Source organism: Nocardiopsis rhodophaea, assembly GCF_039530945.1.
GTDB lineage: Bacteria > Actinomycetota > Actinomycetes > Streptosporangiales > Streptosporangiaceae > Nocardiopsis_C > Nocardiopsis_C rhodophaea.
The window spans coordinates 83,563-97,781 of record NZ_BAAAPC010000013.1 but is presented as its reverse complement, the minus strand read 5'-3'; the positions used below and the strand labels follow the sequence as shown (position 1 = coordinate 97,781).

At 70.6% G+C, this 14,219-nt stretch carries 13 protein-coding genes; 9 read left to right on the top strand and 4 right to left on the bottom strand.

Features of this window, described 5'->3' with window-relative positions; translation table 11 throughout:
• A complete protein-coding gene (locus ABD259_RS15715) occupies positions 1–1,605 on the top strand; it encodes an MFS transporter (RefSeq protein ID WP_344163343.1) in 1,605 nt (534 codons plus the stop codon).
• 315 nt (positions 1,606–1,920) lie between these two features.
• Here ABD259_RS15715 and ABD259_RS15710 read toward each other — a convergent pair whose 3' ends face one another.
• On the bottom strand, positions 1,921–2,607 hold the full coding sequence (locus ABD259_RS15710; RefSeq protein ID WP_344163341.1) for a LuxR C-terminal-related transcriptional regulator: 687 nt from the start codon (positions 2,605–2,607) through the stop codon (positions 1,921–1,923).
• Positions 2,608–2,953: 346 nt separating this feature from the next.
• Here ABD259_RS15710 and ABD259_RS15705 point away from each other — a divergent pair, with 346 nt between their 5' ends.
• Positions 2,954–4,153, top strand: a complete 1,200-nt coding sequence (locus ABD259_RS15705) for a DUF418 domain-containing protein (RefSeq protein ID WP_344163338.1) — start codon at positions 2,954–2,956, stop codon at positions 4,151–4,153.
• A 21-nt stretch (positions 4,154–4,174) separates the two neighbouring features.
• Here ABD259_RS15705 and ABD259_RS15700 read toward each other — a convergent pair whose 3' ends face one another.
• The gene (locus ABD259_RS15700) at positions 4,175–4,450 is read right to left on the bottom strand and encodes a PTS sugar transporter subunit IIB (RefSeq protein ID WP_344163335.1); all 276 of its coding nucleotides are present in this window, start codon (positions 4,448–4,450) and stop codon (positions 4,175–4,177) included.
• On the bottom strand, positions 4,447–4,920 hold the full coding sequence (locus ABD259_RS15695) for a PTS sugar transporter subunit IIA (RefSeq protein WP_344104729.1): 474 nt from the start codon (positions 4,918–4,920) through the stop codon (positions 4,447–4,449). Before ABD259_RS15695 ends, ABD259_RS15700 begins: the two co-directional genes overlap by 4 nt.
• A 232-nt stretch (positions 4,921–5,152) precedes the next feature.
• Between ABD259_RS15695 and ABD259_RS15690 the strand changes: the two genes are divergently transcribed.
• Positions 5,153–5,842: an HAD family hydrolase gene (locus tag ABD259_RS15690; RefSeq protein WP_344163332.1), complete on the top strand. Its 690-nt coding sequence runs from the start codon at positions 5,153–5,155 to the stop codon at positions 5,840–5,842.
• Here ABD259_RS15690 and ABD259_RS15685 read toward each other — a convergent pair.
• Entirely contained in the window at positions 5,839–6,555 is a 717-nt protein-coding gene (locus ABD259_RS15685; protein ID WP_344163330.1) for a hypothetical protein, read from the bottom strand. The genes ABD259_RS15690 and ABD259_RS15685 overlap by 4 nt on opposite strands.
• Positions 6,556–6,973: 418 nt before the next feature.
• On the opposite strand from ABD259_RS15685, the gene deoC reads away from it, so the two are divergent.
• The 6 genes from deoC to ABD259_RS15655 all read left to right on the top strand — a co-directional run bounded on the left by deoC (position 6,974) and on the right by ABD259_RS15655 (position 13,624).
• Entirely contained in the window at positions 6,974–7,930 is a 957-nt protein-coding gene (gene deoC / locus ABD259_RS15680; RefSeq protein WP_344163327.1) for a deoxyribose-phosphate aldolase, read from the top strand.
• A 23-nt stretch (positions 7,931–7,953) separates the two neighbouring features.
• Positions 7,954–9,381 carry an aldehyde dehydrogenase family protein gene (locus ABD259_RS15675; RefSeq protein WP_344163501.1) on the top strand — a complete coding sequence of 476 codons (1,428 nt, stop codon included), beginning with the start codon at positions 7,954–7,956 and terminating at the stop codon, positions 9,379–9,381.
• Positions 9,374–10,285 carry an aldehyde dehydrogenase family protein gene (locus tag ABD259_RS15670; RefSeq protein ID WP_344163324.1) on the top strand — a complete coding sequence of 304 codons (912 nt, stop codon included), beginning with the start codon at positions 9,374–9,376 and terminating at the stop codon, positions 10,283–10,285. The genes ABD259_RS15675 and ABD259_RS15670 overlap by 8 nt, the downstream gene beginning before the upstream one ends.
• Before the next feature lie 81 nt (positions 10,286–10,366).
• On the top strand, positions 10,367–10,897 hold the full coding sequence (locus ABD259_RS15665; protein WP_344163321.1) for a GNAT family N-acetyltransferase: 531 nt from the start codon (positions 10,367–10,369) through the stop codon (positions 10,895–10,897).
• A gap of 134 nt (positions 10,898–11,031) precedes the next feature.
• Positions 11,032–11,829 carry a purine-nucleoside phosphorylase gene (locus ABD259_RS15660; protein WP_344104716.1) on the top strand — a complete coding sequence of 266 codons (798 nt, stop codon included), beginning with the start codon at positions 11,032–11,034 and terminating at the stop codon, positions 11,827–11,829.
• A gap of 121 nt (positions 11,830–11,950) precedes the next feature.
• Positions 11,951–13,624 (top strand): phospho-sugar mutase, encoded by a 1,674-nt coding sequence (locus tag ABD259_RS15655; RefSeq protein ID WP_344163318.1) that lies wholly within the window; start codon positions 11,951–11,953, stop codon positions 13,622–13,624.
• Positions 13,625–14,219: the final 595 nt, after the last annotated feature.

Genomic DNA, 14,219 nt, shown 5'->3' with positions numbered 1-14,219 from the left:
ATGACCACGACCGCAACGGACGCGCCGCCGTCACCTCCCGCGCGGGGCTTGCGGGGGCCTTGGGGGACCCTGCTGGCCTCGGCGTTCGGTGTGATGATGGTGGCGCTCGACGGCACGATCGTCGCCGTCGCCAACCCGGCCATCGCCCGTGACCTGGGGGCTTCCCTCGCCGAGCTGCAGTGGGTCACCCACGGCTACCTCCTCGGCCTGGCGGTCTTCCTGATCACCGCCGGAAAGTTGGGCGACCGTTTCGGCCACCGGAGGATGTATCTGGCCGGCGTCGTCGGCTTCGCCCTTACCTCGGTCGCCATCGCGATGTCCTCGGGCGCCGCGGTGCTCATCGCTTTCCGCATCCTGCAGGGCGTCTTCGGCGCGACGATCGGCCCGGCCGCCATGGGACTGATGCGCTCCGGCTTCCCCCCGCACATGCTCGGCCGGGCGTTCGGCGTGTTCGCCAGCCTCCTCGGCGGCGCCACCGCCGCCGGTCCGATCCTGGGCGGCGTACTCGTCTCGGCCTTCGGCTGGCACTCGGTCTTCCTGATCAACGTGCCCATCGCGCTCGCCGCCATCGGCATGACCGCGTGGCTGGTCGGCCCGAACCGGCCCACCGACACCGGCTCCCGGTTCGACCTTTCGGGCATCGTGCTGCTCAGCATCGCGATCTTCGCTCTGGTCTGGGCGCTGGTCGAGGCGCCGGCCGAGGGGTGGGGCCACCCGCTGACGCTGACGGCCCTCGGCGTTGCGCTGGTCGTCGGCGTCGCCTTCGTGCTGTGGGAACTGCGCGCCGAAGAACCGCTGCTGCCGATGGCCATCTTCCGCTCGCTGCCGATCTCCATCGGCACCGTGCTGATGGTCCTCATGGCCCTCGCGCTGATGGGCTCGCTGTTCTTCATCACCTTCTACCTGCAGGGCGTGAGTGGTCTGAGCCCCCTGCAGACGGGGCTGCAGCTGCTCCCGCTGACCGCGATGATGGCGATCTGGGGGACACCGGCCGGGCGGCTGGTGGATCGCGTGGGCACGCGACTGCCGACCATCGGCGGCCTGGTCTCCTCGACGGTCGGCATGGCGATGCTGGCCCGGCTGACCCCGGAGATCGGCTGGGTGTACACGTCGATCGCCTTCATCCTGCTCGGTGTCGGGCTGAGCTTCGTCATGACCGGGGCGACGGCCGCGATCATGTCGAGTGCGCCGGTCTCCCTGGCGGGCGTGGCCTCCGGTATGCAGCAGGCCGCGATGCAGCTCGGCGGTTCGCTGGGCACCGCCGTCCTGGGGGCGGCGCTGGCGATGACGGTCTCCCGGACGCTGCCCGGACACTTCGCCTCCGAAGGGCTGCCGAATCCGGGGCCGGACGAGGTCGCCGGGATGCAGAGCACCGTGTCCCAGGGCGGCGCGGTCGTCCCGGACGGGGCGTCCGCCGCTGTCGCTGACGCGCTGACCTCCGCCAGCCACATGGCGTTCCTGGACGGTATGCACGTCTCGTTCGGCATCGCCGCCGTCGTCATGGCGGCAGCGGCCGGCCTGGCGTGGTTCATGGGGCCCAAGCGGCGGGAGCAGGAGAACGAGGGGCCGGACGACAGCACGGCCGAGCCTGTTCTGCACGTGTAGCGCGCGACGGACACCCGGCGGACCCCGGGGGAGGGGACGGTCCTCCCCCGGGGATTCGCTGTCCCGGCCGTACGGTTCCGGGACGGTCACAGGTCGGACCCGCGCATTCTCGGCATCGAATTCACCTGCGGTGAATGCGACGATGAACCTATCAGGGCACGCTGTGGCTCTCGCAAGATCGATTCCACCCCTGGCCACATTTGGCCAATGCCACCTGGCCTGTCCTTTTTGGTGCCAGCCGATGCCGTGGGCGATTGCCGTGCGCGGTGAATTGCCCGTCGCGGAATTTCTCCAACCAGAAAATCGCGTCGGCTGTCAGGCGGACTTCCGCTCGTGCGGGTGGGGCGTGACCAGGCCGCAGTCGTAAGCGAAGACCACGGCCTGGGTGCGCGAGGCCAGGCGCAGCTTTCCGAGGACCCGGCTCAGATGGGCCTTGACCGTCCCCTCGCTGATCATCAGGTGGGCGGCGATCTGCCGGTTGTTCAGAGCGCGGGCGACCAGGCGCAGAATCTGCAGCTCGCGGTCGGTCAACTCGGACAGGCAGGGGTGCTCGCCCGTCCGGGCGTGGGGAGGAACCGACATGGCCGCCGTCACCAGGCGGCGTATGGTGGCGGGTTCGAGGAAAATGCGGCCCTTCGCGACGCAGTCGAGGGCGTCGGCCATGACATCAGGCGAGCTGTCGCGGGTCAAAATGCCGGTGGCACCGGCGTCGAGGGCGTGTTGCACGTCCTGGACGCGCGTGGTCGATAGCCGCAGAATGATATCGATCCGCCTGTTGCCCTCCTCACGCAGGGTCCGGGCGAGCGCATATCCGTCGGTACCCTCCACATCCTCCACATCGGCGTTCATCAGCACGACATCGGCGCGCGAATGGAGAGCAAGGGAGACGACGTCCCTCCCGGAACCGGTCGCGTCGGCCACATCGATTCCTGGAAGCTCCAACAGAAGCGCGCTGATGCTGGCTCGCACGATGGTCTGCGGTTCGACGACGAGCACCCGCATTATCCAACTCCCCCGGTACTTCAGGCGACATCGGGAGAGTAGCAGCGTATGACCTTGGGAAACATCCCCTGAACACCCCCGCCGATCGGCCTAAACTCTCGTTTATTCAAGTGTTCGAAAGTTGGCGTTCGGGTGTCAGTGGCCGCGACTTCCGAGGGATGACGCGACTGTCCCGAGGTGCGTACCCTCTGGAGAGGTCGGTATTCTTCGGTGTGTTTGCGCAGATATTCGGTGTCGGGGTGGCGCGGTCGAATGAGGTTCGACCTCGTAAACGAACGATGGAATCACGCCCCCAGTGCGTTCCGTGAAAGCAAAGCATAAGTAATAGGCGGTAAAGCTTTCCACTATGACCCTCCTCGACGCCTCGAATCAGGGCCCGGTCCGCTCGGGTGCCCGTGTGCTCGCCCCCGATCTCGCACGCGGCTTTATGCTGCTGCTCATCGCACTGGCCAATACCAGCGCCTACATGGTCGGCCACGGCCGCGCCCCCATGGGGCACCCGCTCGACGGCACGGCCGCCGACCGTGCGGTGAACTTCGTTCTGACGATCGCCGTCGACGGCCGCTCCTATCCGCTGTTCGCCTTCCTCTTCGGCTACGGGATTGTGCAGATCCTCCGCCGCCAGGAGGACCACGGCGTCGGCCGCGCCCGCGTGCAGCTGCTCCTGCGCCGCCGCCACGCGTGGCTGCTGCTGTTCGGGGCCCTCCACGGTGGGCTGCTGTTCAGCGGCGACATCCTCGGAACCTACGGCGCGGCCGGGCTGATCATCGGAGCACTGTTCCTGTTCCGGGACGACCGCACCCTCTACCGGTGGTCAGTGGTGTTCCTCGCGGTGAGCGCGCTGTTCTTCTCCCTCGTCGCGGTGCTGTTCGGCCTGCTGGAGGCGGCCGGTGCCGAGAGAGGGGAGCTCGACGCGGCGGCCCCCCTCGCCTCGGCGACCACCACCAACCCGCCGGCCGCGTTCCTGCTGCGGTTGGCGGAGTGGCCGGCCGGGGTGCTGGAGGGGGTCCTGGTCACCGTCCTGCCCGCGATCCTCCTCGGTATGGTCGCGGCCCGGCACCGGCTTCTGGAGGATGCCGCCCGCCACCTGGAGACCCTGCGCGGCATCGTCGGTGTCGGCCTCACCGTCTCCCTGCTGGGCGGACTCCCCGCGGCCCTGGCCGCCGCAGGGGTCGTGGACGCGTCGCCGGGCGTGGAGATGTGGATGCTCACCCTGCACCGGGTGACCGGCATCGGCGGTGGGCTGGCGTTCGCGGCGCTGTTCGGGATCCTCGGATACCGGCTGAGGAACCGCCGCGGCCTTGTCACCTTCGCGCTGGCCGCCGTCGGCAAGCGCTCGCTCACCTGCTACCTGGCGCAGTCCCTGGTCTTCGCCCCGGTGCTGTCGGCGTGGGGGTTCGGACTCGGCGGGCGCCTGCACAGCGCCGAAATGGCTATGTTCGCCGTCGGCACCTGGCTGCTCACGGTCGGGATCGCGGTCTCCCTGGAGCGCTCCGGCCAGAAGGGGCCGGCCGAGGCACTGCTGCGCGGGCGCGTGTACCGCTGAGGGCGCGTCGCCGCACCGGGCTCAGCGGCCGGTCACGGCCGCGAGCCGGGCCCGGACCTCCTCCGGGTCGAGGAAGTCGTCGATCACGGTGACGGGGACGCCCATGTTCCCCAGTTCGGCGGCGAGTTCGCCCGAGGTCATCACCACGTCGGCGTCGGCCGCCGCACCGTCCGCCGTCCAGATGTCGGCGACCTCGATCTCGGCGTCCAGGCCCAGATCGTGCACTGCCTTGGAGATGTTGGTCGTGAGGATCACGCTGGTCCCGATCCCCATGCCGCACACGGCGAGGATCTTCATGTTCTCTCCGACTCTTCGTACTCGGTGATGAGGGTGTGCACCTGCTCGGGTGTGGCGGCGCTTCTCAGTTTCTCCTGCCGGCCGCGGTCGGCGAGCATTCTGGCCAGGCGGGACAGGGCTGAGGAGTGCGCGTCGTGGTCGACGGCCGCGAGCCCGATCACCAGGTGGACGGGGTCGTTCTGGGGGTGGCCGAACGTCACCGGCGCGGCGAGCCCCGCCCAGGACAGCCCGGTGCGCAGGACAGCGGGGGAGGGGCGGGCATGGGCCAGCGCCAGCCCGGGCGTGATGACGATATAGGGCCCGTACTCGTCGACCGCCTTCAGCATCTGGTGGACGTAGTCGTCCGTGCTGACGCCCGTGGCCACCAGCAGCTCTCCCGACGTGCGGATGGCGGAGCGCCAGTCGGACACGTGGACCGTGGTCAAGATGGCGTCAACCGGCAGCAACCGGGAGAGCGGCGGTTCCGTCATTGGGCACCTCCTGATGACGAGTCCCGACACGGCGCGTGTGCCCGGCTGGGAAAGCCACCGTTTAACGCTATGCCGTGGACGCCCGAATGTAACGTAAGCCACTCTCCGATGTCGTGGTCGGGTTCGTCCGAATTCTCCGTGACGCTACCGGTAGCGTCGTGCCATTCGGCGCCGCCCCGCCCCTGGAGGCGGCGCTGCCGTTGTGTGACACGGAAGACACGGAGGGCGGCGGATGGGCCGGTACGACCTGATCTTCGACGCGGATGACACGCTGTGGGAGGAGACGCTCTTCTTCGAGCGAGCGACGGAGGCGTTCCTCGACTACCTGGACCATCCCGCGCTCTCCCCGGCGGAGGTCCGGGCGGTCCTGGACGACATCGAACGCGCTAACGCCGCCGTCTACGGCTACGGGGCCGCCGTGTTCGAGCGCAGCCTCACCGAGTGCCTGGAGCGGCTCCGGCCCGATGCCCCGGTGAACGACGTCGACCGCGCGGTCCTGCGGTCGTTCCGGGAGATCATCACCGAGCGCGAGCTGGAGCTCATCGCCGGCGTTGAGGAGACCCTGCACGACCTGGGCGCGCGACACCGGCTGTTCCTGCTGACCAAGGGGTACGAGGACGTGCAGCGCCGGAAGATCGAGGCGTCGGGTCTGGCCCACCTGTTCGCCGGGATCGGAATCGTGTCCGAGAAGGACCCGCGGGCCTACCACTCCTTCGCCGCGGCCGAAGGGCTGGACCCCGCGGCGACCTGGATGATCGGCAACTCCCCGAAGTCCGACATCTGGCCGGCCCTGAAAGCGGGGATGGGAGCGGTCCTCGTGCCTAACCCGATGACGTGGGTGCTGGAGCAGGACGAAGTGCCCGAGAACCACGACCGCTTCCACACGGTGAGCCCCATCGGGAAGCTCACCGAGATCTTCTAGCGCTGGTCGTCCGAGCCGGGCGCGCGCCGTCCGGTCGGGCGCGTAATGTGCGCGGCCGTCCGCTCGCGGTGCCCCAGAGCGTCGCTGGTGGTGCGCGTCCCCGCGCGCATCAGGCGGCGCGCGTCGTCGGCCGCCGCCCGCGCCGTCTCCGGTGTGGCGGTGCGGCGGGGGGCCACGGGCTCGTCATCGGGCATTCCGATGTCGTCGGGGAGCCCGGAGCGGCCGACGATCCGCAGCTGCGCGGACTCCTGGGACACCGACGGCCGGATGTCACCGTTCGGCGTCTTCCAGCTGCGCAACCGGTGCTCTAACCACTCGATGCCCTGGTAGCCCTCGCCACGCGGCCACGGCGCGCCGTCGTGCCGGTGGCTGAGCGCGTGCAGCAGGTCGGCGATCGACCAGCCCGCGGAGAAGAACCGGGCGGCTTCGGCGCGCAGGGCGAGGAAGTCCACCCCGCGCAGCGACGGGTCGCGGCGGCGCAGCAGCTCGCACGCCTTGTGCACGTCGCTCAGGGTGTGCATGGGCCGCGTGAGCGGGTCGGGCTCGCGGTGGGTCAGCAGTGCGTCGTCCACGGTCACGACCACACCGCCGCCTCCGCGGTTCTCCCAGATGCTCACCTGGTCACGCGGCCAGCCCTGGGACTCGGTCAGGGCAGCGGCGAGTTTGCGCAGGTCGAAACCGTCGTCGTCGCACGTGATCCGGAACTCGGCCATCGGTCCCCTCGCTCTGCCGCACATCGTCGCCCCGTGGTCGGGAGCCCCGATCTTCCAGGCTAGTCGCCGCGGGCGGCGCCCCTGTCGCACGTGAGGGCTTGTAGGTATATCCAGGAACGCTATGCGTGATTCGTGGTCGCCTACGAAGTCTTGGTGGTGTGTCGCCTGATGCGCCGGATATCGGTGATTCGTGTGTCAGATGGGTACGATGACGTCCGATCGACATCGCATGACCTGGATCACCGTCGAAAACCGACACAGGGTGAGCCAAATAGGGACACTGATCCTTCCCCGCGGGGTGATAAGCCCGACCCACCCCGCGCACGCACCGCAAACGCACCCGCGCGCGGCGGCGGGCGCGAGAGTGCGCGTTAAGGTTGGCCCCCTGGCGACCCCGACCGACCCACGAAGGTGCCCTGTGCCCGATACCGTATTCGCCTTCGCCTTCGCGCCCGAGGTAGCGGCGTCCAACGCGTCACTCCGCGCCTACCTGCACGGACTCCCCGGCGTGGACGCGGTGGGCGTGCAGGCCCGCGCCGCGGACCTCTCCACGCGCTCCATCAAGACCACCGCCAAGGCCACCGCGATCGATATGGCGATCCGCATGGTCGACCTGACGACTCTGGAGGGCGCCGACACCCCCGGCAAGGTGCGGGCCCTGAGCGCGAAGGCGGCGCACCCCGACCCCGCCGATCCGAGCGCGCCGCACGTCGCGGCCGTGTGCGTCTACTCCGACCTGGTCGGGGTCGCCGTCGAGGCGCTCGCCGGAACGGGCGTGGGGGTCGCCTCCGTCGCCACGGGCTTCCCCGCCGGGCGGGCGCCCCTGGAGGCCAAGCTCGCCGACACCCGGCGGGCGGTCGCCGACGGCGCCGCCGAGATCGACATGGTGATCGACCGCGGCGCGTTCCTGGCCGGTGACTACCGCAAGGTCTACGACGAGATCGTCGCCGTCAGGGAGGCCTGCGGGACGGCCCACCTCAAGGTCATCCTGGAGACCGGCGAACTGGCCACCTACGACAACGTGCGCCGCGCCTCCTGGCTGGCCATCCACGCCGGCGCCGACTTCATCAAGACGTCCACCGGCAAGATCACGCCCGCCGCCACGCTGCCGGTCACCCTGATCATGCTGGAGGCGGTCCGCGACCACTACGCCGCCACCGGGCGGCGCGTCGGCGTCAAGCCGGCCGGAGGCATCCGCACCACCAAGGACGCCATCAAGAACCTCGTCCTGGTCAACGAGGTCGCCGGCCCCGCCTGGCTGGACCCGGAGTACTTCCGCCTCGGGGCCTCCAGCCTGCTCAACGACCTGCTCATGCAGCGGACCAAGCTGAGCACCGGCAGCTACCCCGGCCCCGACTACTACACGCTGGACTGAGAGGCCGAGCAGTGGCAGAGCAGATGTTCGATTACGCGCCGGCTCCCGAGTCGCGCGCGGTTGTCTCCGTGCGGCCGACCTACGAGCCCTACATCGACGGCGAGTTCGTCCCCGCCAAGACCGGCGAGTACCTCACCACGGTCAACCCGGCCGACGAGGAGACCCTGGCCGAGGTCGCCGTGTGCGGCGAGGCCGACATCGACCGCGCCATGGCGGCGGCCCGGCGCGCCTTCGACACGGTGTGGGGCCCGATGCCCGGGGCCGAACGCGGCAAGTACCTCTTCCGCATCGCCCGCATCCTGCAGGAGCGCTCCCGCGAGCTGGCGGTTCTGGAGACGCTGGACAACGGCAAGCCGATCAAGGAGACGCGCGACGTCGACCTGCCCCTGGTCGCCGCGCACTTCTTCTACCACGCGGGGTGGGCCGACAAGCTCCGCTACGCCGGGGTCGGCCCCGACCCGCGTCCCCTGGGCGTGGCCGCGCAGGTCATCCCGTGGAACTTTCCGCTGCTGATGCTTGCCTGGAAGATCGCGCCCGCACTGGCGACCGGCAACACGGTGGTGCTCAAACCCGCCGAGACCACGCCGCTGTCCGCCTTGGTGTTCGCGGAGATCTGCCAGGAGGCGGAGCTTCCGCCCGGCGTCGTCAACATCGTGACCGGCGCCGGGGAGACCGGCTGCCAGCTGGTCTCCCACCCCGGCGCCGACAAGGTCGCCTTCACCGGCTCCACCGCCGTCGGCCGGGAGATCGCCCGCGCCGTCGCCGGGACCGGCAAGAAACTCGGCCTGGAGCTCGGCGGCAAGGGCGCCAACATCGTCTACGACGACGCGGCCCTGGACCAGGCGGTGGAGGGCATCGTCTCGGGCATCTTCTTCAACCAGGGGCACGTGTGCTGCGCGGGCTCGCGGCTGCTGGTGCAAGAGTCGATCGCCGACGAGCTGCTGGAGCGGCTCAAGGCGCGCGTCGAGCGGCTGCGCCTCGGCGATCCGCTGGACAAGAACACCGACATCGGCGCCATCAACTCCGCCGCCCAGCTCGGCCGGATCACCGAACTGGCCCAGGCCGGGGTGGACGAGGGCGCCGAGTCCTGGTCCCCGGCCTGCGAGCTGCCCGAGCGCGGCTACTGGTTCCGGCCCACCGTCTTCACCGGCGTCACCCAGGCGCATCGCGTGGCGCGCGAGGAGATCTTCGGCCCGGTGCTGTCGGTGCTGACCTTCCGCACCCCGGACGAGGCCGTCACCAAGGCCAACAACACCCCCTACGGCCTGTCCGCCGGCGTGTGGACGGAGAAGGGGTCGCGCATGCTGTGGACCGCCGAGCGGCTGCGGGCCGGTGTCGTGTGGTCCAACACGTTCAACAAGTTCGACCCGACCAGCCCCTTCGGCGGCTACAAGGAATCCGGCTACGGCCGGGAGGGCGGACGCCACGGACTGGAGGGTTACCTTGTCTGACCAGGAGACGGGCGTGGTCAAGGACGCGGGGAAGAACGGGAACACCCACCAGCGCCTCGCCGTCCGCAAAACCTACAAGCTCTACGTCGGCGGGGCGTTCCCCCGTTCGGAATCGGGCAGGAGCTATCCGGTGACCTCGGCAAAGGGTGATCACCTCGGCAACGCGAGTCAGGCTTCCCGCAAGGACGCCCGCGACGCCGTGGTGGCCGCACGCACCGCGTTCGGCGGCTGGTCCGGGCGGACCGCCTACAACAGGGGACAGATCCTCTACCGCGTCGCGGAGATGATGGAGAGCCGCCGCGCCCAGTTCGTCGCCGACGTCGTGGCGGCCGACGGGGTGAGCCGGGCCAAGGCCGAGACGCTCGTGTCGGCCGCCATCGACCGGTGGGTCTACTACGCCGGGTGGGCCGACAAGTTCCCACAGGTCATCGGCGGGTCCAACCCCGTCTCTGGGCCGTACTTCAACCAGTCGGCGCCCGAGCCCACCGGCGTCGTGGCGGTCGTCGCGCCGCCGGAGGCCCCGCTGCTGGGTCTGGTGTCGGTGATCGCCCCGGTCATCACCACCGGGAACACCGCCGTGGTCGTCGCCAGCGAGCGGGCCCCGCTGCCCGCCGTCTCCCTGGCCGAGGCGCTGGCCACCTCCGACCTGCCGGGCGGCGTGGTCAACATCCTTACCGGCCGCGCCCCTGAGCTCGCGCCGCACCTGGCCGCGCACGCCGACGTCAACGGTCTGGACCTGACCGGCGCGGGCGACCTGGCGACCGAGCTGGAGGAGAGTGCCGCGAGCACGCTCAAGCGGGTGGTACGGCCGACGGGCACAACCGACTGGCTGGCCGACCCCGGCATCGGCCGGATGAAGCCGTTCCTGGAGATCAAGACGGTCTGGCACCCCATCGGGGTCTGAACCGGGATCTCGACGGGACCAGGGGAGAGATAGAGAAAAGGCAACCGACGACGACGCGGGAGAGCGGTGGTGGAGCGACGAATGGCGGAACCGGCACCCACGGTGAGCGGCGCCGAGGTGGCGGTGCTCCGCCTCGACGAGGAGACACCGGAAGTCGCGCGAGCGCGCGCGGCCGTGCTCAGGATCCGGCTCGCACCGGGGCAGCGCCGCTTCGCGGGCGAGGCCGTGGAGACGCTGCCGCGGGCCGACGCCGATCCCAACCGCACCCCGTTCGCCGTCCTGCGCGCCGACGAGACGGTGGGGTTCGGCATCCTCGACCGCCTCGGCATCCTCCCCGAGCTCACCGACGCTCCGCAGCGGGCGGTGCTGCTGCGGGCGTTCTACATCGCGCCCGAGTGGCAGGGGCGCGGCGTCGGCCGCGCCGCCTGTGCCGCCCTCGACCCGCTCGTGCGCGCCATCGCGCCCGAAGCGGGCGAGATCCTGTTGACCGTGAATGAGCATAACCCCGTCGCCATCCGCTCCTACCTCTCCGGAGGCTTCGAGAGGACCGGGCGGCGCTACCAGGACGGCGAGGCGGGGCCCCAGCTGGTGCTGCGCCGCTCCGTCGGCTGACGTATCCGCAGATCAGAGTTGACCAAAGGTTCCGCCCGAGTGGGCGGTTCGGCATTGCCCCGACAGGCGCGGACGGGACAAGATCGCCCCGCGGGCCCTTCCGCCCGGCACTGTGACCGTGAGGAGAACCAGCAGTGAGAACCGACCCCAAGCAGATGGCCCAGAAAGCGGCTGAGGAACTGCGCTCCCGTACGGGGGTGGACTCCTACGACGCCGCGCTCGTCATGGGATCGGGCTGGGCGCCGGCCGCTGACATGCTCGGTGCGGCCGATGACGAGTTCCCCGCCAGCGACCTGGCCGGTTTTTTGCCGCCCGCGGTGGAGGGGCACAGCGGCAGCATCCGCAGTGTCACCCGCGGCGACAAGAGGCTGCTGGTCTTCCTCGGCCGCACGCACCTGTACGAGGGCCACGGCACCGACGCGGTGGCGCACGGCGTGCGCACCGCGGCCGCGGCCGGGGCGTCCACGGTGATCCTGACCAACGCCGCGGGGTCGCTCAACCCCGAGTTCGGCGTCGGCACCCCCGTGCTCATCTCCGACCACCTGAACTTCACCATGCGCAGCCCGCTGAGCGGTGCGAACTTCGTGGACCTCAGCCGGACCTACAGCACTCGACTCCGTGAGCTCGCCAAGGAGGCCGAGCCGTCGCTGCGTGAGGGCGTCTACGCGGCCATGCCCGGCCCGCACTTCGAGACCCCCGCCGAGATCCGGATGCTCCGCTCCCTGGGCGCTGACCTGGTGGGCATGTCCACCGTTCTGGAGGCGATCGCGGCGCGCGAGCACGGTGCCGAGGTCATGGCGATCTCGCTGGTCACCAACATCGCCGCGGGGCTGGAGGGCGCCAACCTCGACCACCAGGAGGTGCTGGCGGCGGGACGCAGCGCGGCCGGTGACGTCGGCGAGCTGCTCACGGCCGTCGTGGACAAGCTCTGACCCCGACCCACCCAATCCCCGTTGATCTCGGCGGTATCGACCGAATTACAGCGGATATTCGGTCGATATCGCCGAGATCAACGGGGAGAGGGGCGGCATTATCTGGAAGGACGCGCAGATCATGGGTGGTAGGGACGTGGGAGACACAGCCGCATCGCTGCGCAGGCAGGCCGAGGCCTGGTTGGAGCAGGACCCCGATCCGCGGACCCGCGACGAACTGAGGGCCATCCTCGACGCCGGGGACGACGCGGCCCTGGCCGAGCGGTTCGGCGCCCGGCTCGAATTCGGTACGGCCGGGCTGCGCGGGGCGCTGGGCGCCGGGCCCAACCGGATGAACCGGGTGACCGTCATGCGCGCCGCCGCCGGGGTGGGCCGGTGGCTGGGCCCGGGGCGGTGCGTGGTGATCGGCTACGACGCGCGCCACCGCTCCGCGGACTTCGCGGAGGACAGCGCCGCCGTGCTCACCGGAGCGGGGTCCACCGCCCTGCTGCTGCCGCGGCCGCTGCCCACGCCGGTGCTGGCCTACGCGGTGCGATCCCTGGGGGCGGACGCGGGCATCATGGTGACCGCCAGCCACAACCCGCCGCAGGACAACGGGTACAAGGTCTACATGGGCGGCGAGGGGCCGGGTGCCGGAAGCCAGATCGTCGCGCCGACCGACGCCGAGATCTCCGCGGCGATCGACGCCGTCGGCCCGGTGAGCGAGCTGAAGCTCGGGAGCGGCTGGACCGTCGTCGACGAGGAGATCGTCGAGCGGTATCTGGACGCCATCACCGCCCTGCCGCTCGGCTCCGACCGCGCCATCTCCGTGACCTACACGCCCCTGCACGGGGTCGGCGGCTCGACCCTGCGGACGGCGTTCGAGCGGGTCGGGTTCCCGGCGCCGAGTGTCGTGCCGGAGCAGGCCGAGCCCGATCCGGACTTCCCGACCGTGGCGTTCCCGAATCCGGAGGAACCAGGCGCCATGGATCTCGCGCTGGCCGCTGGCCGCTGCAACGGCAGCGACCTGGTGCTGGCCAACGACCCCGACGCCGACCGGCTCGCCGTGGCCGTGCCCGGTCACGGCCTGCTGACCGGCGACGAGGTCGGCGGCCTGCTGGCCGAGTACATCCTGCGGCACACCGCGGGCGGCGACCGGGTGGTGGCCACCACGATCGTCTCGGCCGGGCTGCTGCCCAAGATCGCCACCGACTACGGCGTCCGCAGCGTGGAGACGCTGACCGGCTTCAAGTGGCTGGCCCGGGCGGGCGGCCCGGGCGAGCGCAACGTCTTCAGTTATGAGGAGGCGCTGGGCTACTGCCTGGGGGGTGACACCTCACGGCCGGTCGCCGACAAGGACGGCATCAGCGCGGCCCTGGCCGTGGCCGCGATGGCGGCCGAGGCCAAGCGCGACGGGGGGCGCACCCTCCTCGACCTCCTCGATGACCAGGCGCGCCGCTATGGCCTGCACCGCACCGCCCAGGTGGCGGTGCGCGTGCGGGACCTGTCCCTGCTGGCAAGCACGATGCACCGCCTGCGCGCCGAGCCACCGCGCGCCTTCGGCTCGCTGGAGGTCGAAGCCGTAGAGGACTTCGCCGAGGGACGCGACGGCCTGCCCGCCACCGACGCCCTGCGCTACCGCCTCGGCGGCCCGGCCCGCGCCCGCGTCACCCTGCGCCCGTCGGGAACGGAACCCAAGCTCAAGGCCTACCTTGAGGTCATCCTCCCGGTCGACGGAGAGGTCGCCGATACGCGTGCGGTGGCCGATGCCCACATCGAGGAACTGAAGGCGGCTGTTCGGGAGATGTTCCCGTAGCGTCTGTCGCGAGGGGCGACGCATCGATTCCGGACCAGGTCTGCTGGGCGGCCTTGTTGGTGGTCGCCGGTCCGGTGTTCTTTGGCGAAGAGCAGCACCGAGGGCGGAAGGGGGTGGGGGCCGCCGGTCCTGTCCCGGGGCGGGGATGGGCCCGGCCAGCGTCGGGGGCAGCGTCCCCACGCACGGTCCCGGTGGAGCGGGCACGGCGGCAGCGGCGGCCGGAGGGGGCGGAGGTTCCCTGTCGCCCACCGGGTAGGGCCGGGTGGCCCCGAGGGGCGGGAAAACGCTGTCCGCGGCCCAGTCGGCGATGATCATGGGGATTGTCCCGGCATAACGGACGGAACCGGGTCCCTGACCATGATCATCGCCGAAAGGGCGCCGAACTCCCGCGTGGCGGAAGTGCTCTCACGTGAAGCGGAACAGCAGCGCTCCGGCCAGGCCCGGGGGCGTCGACGGGCCCGGCCGGATCCCCGCCTCCACGCCCCCAAAGACCACAGAGCGCTTTCCCATCGCCCCGGGGGCAACTTCTGCGCCCACCTGTCAGACGATCGGCGGCCCCGGCACACCCACCGCCCTCGGCGCTGCTCTTCGCCAA

What these genes read in the sequence shown, in the direction of transcription:
- ABD259_RS15675 (WP_344163501.1), top strand. Translation starts at nt 7,954, where the DNA reads ATGTTCGATTACGCGCCGGCTCCCGAGTCGCGCGCGGTTGTCTCCGTG.
- ABD259_RS15655 (WP_344163318.1), top strand. Translation starts at nt 11,951, where the DNA reads ATGGGTGGTAGGGACGTGGGAGACACAGCCGCATCGCTGCGCAGGCAG.
- ABD259_RS15715 (WP_344163343.1), top strand. Translation starts at nt 1, where the DNA reads ATGACCACGACCGCAACGGACGCGCCGCCGTCACCTCCCGCGCGGGGC.
- ABD259_RS15705 (WP_344163338.1), top strand. Translation starts at nt 2,954, where the DNA reads ATGACCCTCCTCGACGCCTCGAATCAGGGCCCGGTCCGCTCGGGTGCC.
- ABD259_RS15690 (WP_344163332.1), top strand. Translation starts at nt 5,153, where the DNA reads ATGGGCCGGTACGACCTGATCTTCGACGCGGATGACACGCTGTGGGAG.
- ABD259_RS15710 (WP_344163341.1), bottom strand. Translation starts at nt 2,607, where the DNA reads ATGCGGGTGCTCGTCGTCGAACCGCAGACCATCGTGCGAGCCAGCATC.
- ABD259_RS15695 (WP_344104729.1), bottom strand. Translation starts at nt 4,920, where the DNA reads ATGACGGAACCGCCGCTCTCCCGGTTGCTGCCGGTTGACGCCATCTTG.
- ABD259_RS15700 (WP_344163335.1), bottom strand. Translation starts at nt 4,450, where the DNA reads ATGAAGATCCTCGCCGTGTGCGGCATGGGGATCGGGACCAGCGTGATC.
- ABD259_RS15685 (WP_344163330.1), bottom strand. Translation starts at nt 6,555, where the DNA reads ATGGCCGAGTTCCGGATCACGTGCGACGACGACGGTTTCGACCTGCGC.
- ABD259_RS15665 (WP_344163321.1), top strand. Translation starts at nt 10,367, where the DNA reads ATGGCGGAACCGGCACCCACGGTGAGCGGCGCCGAGGTGGCGGTGCTC.